General features: G+C 75.1%; 2 protein-coding genes. One reads left to right on the top strand and one right to left on the bottom strand.

Annotated features, from left to right (window positions below; genetic code table 11):
• Positions 1-198 precede the first annotated feature (198 nt).
• Entirely contained in the window at positions 199-1077 is an 879-nt protein-coding gene (locus VF468_14845) for a GGDEF domain-containing protein (GenBank protein HEX5879571.1), read from the top strand.
• On the opposite strand, the gene VF468_14840 is transcribed toward VF468_14845, so the two are convergent.
• Positions 1074-2204, bottom strand: coding sequence for a lysylphosphatidylglycerol synthase transmembrane domain-containing protein (locus tag VF468_14840; protein ID HEX5879570.1), 1131 nt, complete (start codon positions 2202-2204; stop codon positions 1074-1076). The genes VF468_14845 and VF468_14840 overlap by 4 nt on opposite strands.
• Positions 2205-2238 lie beyond the last annotated feature (34 nt).

The raw sequence follows: 2238 nt of genomic DNA, 5'->3' as shown, positions 1-2238 counted from the left end.
GCTGAAGGCGAGCGTCGAAGCGGCCAAGGCCGGCAAGCCGGCCCCCGAGCCCAAGACGACCAGCCGGCGGCGCAAGAAGGCGGCAGGCGAGTAGGCCAGCAGGCGAGGAGCAGGCGTCCCGGTCCCGGGGCGTCGTGGGGGGTGGACGTGGCGCCCGACCTCTGCCCGTCGACGGCCTTCCGGGACGGGGTCGCATCCATGCTGGACGGACTGCCGGCACGGACCGGCCTCGGCACCTGGCTGCTGGTGCGGCTCCGGGACGACGGCGGGTCGGTGGTGCTGGCCGGCCGCGACCACACCTACGGCCTCCGGGTCGGCCAGGAGCTGGACGACGCCGACCTGCCCGTCCGGGCCCTGATCGACGGCCGCGGCCCCCGGGTGGCCCGGGTCGCCGCCGACGTGCGGGCGTACGCCGGCGGCGTGCCCGTCGGCGCCCTGGCCGGGGTCCCCGTGCTCGCCCCCGACGGCACGGTGTTCGGCTGCCTGTGCGGGCTCGACCCGGCCGGCGGCGGGCCCGAGCTGGCCGCCGAGCTGCCCACCATCGAGCTGCTGGGGCGGCTGCTGGCCGTCCTGCTGGTCCAGGAGCTGGAGCGCCAGGAGCTGCAGCGGCGGTTCGAGCTGGCCGAGCTGGACGCCCTCACCGACCCGCTCACCGGGGTCGGCAACCGCCGCGCCTGGGACCGGCTGCTGGAGGCCGAGGAGGCCCGCTGCCAGCGCTACGGGTCGGTGGCGTCGCTGGTCGCGATCGACCTGGACGAGCTCAAGCGGGTCAACGACCGCCAGGGCCACGCCGCCGGCGACCGCCTGCTGCGCCGCACCGCCCAGGTGATCGACTCGACCCGGCGGGCCGCCGACGTGGTCGCCCGCCTCGGCGGCGACGAGTTCGGCGTCCTCGCCGTCGAGTGCGACGAGCCGGCCGCCAAGGTCCTGGCCGACCGCCTCCGCGGCGCCCTCGACGCCGCCGGCATCCGCGCCTCCGTGGGCCACGCCACCCGCCAGCCCTCCGGCACCCTCGCCCAGGCCTGGTCGGCCGCGGACGCCGGGATGTACGCCGACAAGCGGCGGGTCCGCCGCTAGCTCCTCGCCGGGGGCTCGCGGCGGCCGAGGCGGACGCGGTACTCCTCGGACTCGCGCAGGGAGCGCTCGGCCAGGCGGCGGAGCTCGGTCGCCTTGCGGCGCTCGTCGATCCTCCGGCGGCCCTCGGGAGTCTCCTGCTCGACCTGGAGCGACAGGTAGGCCAGGGCGCCGAGGGGGATGGGCAGCCAGAAGTTGATCAGGCGGTAGGAGACGACCCCGAGGGTGGCGATGCCCCGGTCGGCACCGAAGAAGGTGAGCAGGGCGATCATGGTCGCCTCGACCACGCCGAGGCCGGCCGGGGTGATGGGGATGGCGGCCAGCACGTAGGCCAGCCCGAAGGCCACGATCAGCCCGTCGATCCCCGCCCGGTACCCGAACGCGAGCAGGAACACCCACAGCGAGGCGGCCGAGCAGAGCCAGAACCCGAGGTCCCAGAGCAGGCCCCGGACCAGCCGCTGGCGGTCGGCGACCAGCGTCTGGAGCCGCGACGCCAGCCGGAGGACCAGGCGGTAGACGCTCTCCTCGTCCAGGAGCGGGATCCGCCGGGTCACCGCCCGCATCACCCCGGCGGCGCCCCGCTCGCCCCGCATCAGCAGCACCACCACCGCCGAGAAGCCGCCCAGCAGCAGCACCCCGATCAGGGCGGCGGTGGCGTACAGGGGGTTGTACTGCCCGCTCAGGATCGACACCAGCAGGCCCACCCAGAGCAGGAGGTTGAGCACCACCGCGGAGCCGATGCCCTGGGCGGCCATGGCGAAGGCGGCGTCGGTGCCGGACAGCCCGAAGCGGGTCAGCAGCCGGAACCCGAGCGCCCCGCCGACGGCCGCGCCGCCCGGGACGACGTGGCTGACGGCCAGGGTCGACAGGTTGATCCGGAGGATCGTCAGGTAGGGGGGCGGGGTGCCGTGGATCATCGCCCGGGTCAGGTTGGCGTAGCTGAGGATCGAGGCCGCCTCCAGGACGACCCCGAGGACGATCAGCCACAGGTTGACCCCGGCCAGCAGGTTCAGGGCCCGGCGTGCCCCGGCGATCTGGGGGAGCACGAAATAGATCACCACGAAGGCGACCAGCAGGAGCTGGACGAGGCGCCTGACCGGCGTGACCAACCGCGCTCGGGTCCGGATCATGGGTGCTGCCAGTATAGATGGCGACCTGCGGACC

The organism is Actinomycetota bacterium, from assembly GCA_036280995.1.
GTDB lineage: Bacteria > Actinomycetota > CALGFH01 > CALGFH01 > CALGFH01 > CALGFH01.
The sequence above is the reverse complement of the archived record's forward strand: the minus strand, read 5'-3'. Positions and strand labels throughout refer to the sequence as shown.

Excerpts from the sequence above, each read along its gene's own strand:
- VF468_14845 (HEX5879571.1), top strand. The coding sequence starts at position 199 with ATGCTGGACGGACTGCCGGCACGGACCGGCCTCGGCACCTGGCTGCTG.
- VF468_14840 (HEX5879570.1), bottom strand. The coding sequence starts at position 2,204 with ATGATCCGGACCCGAGCGCGGTTGGTCACGCCGGTCAGGCGCCTCGTC.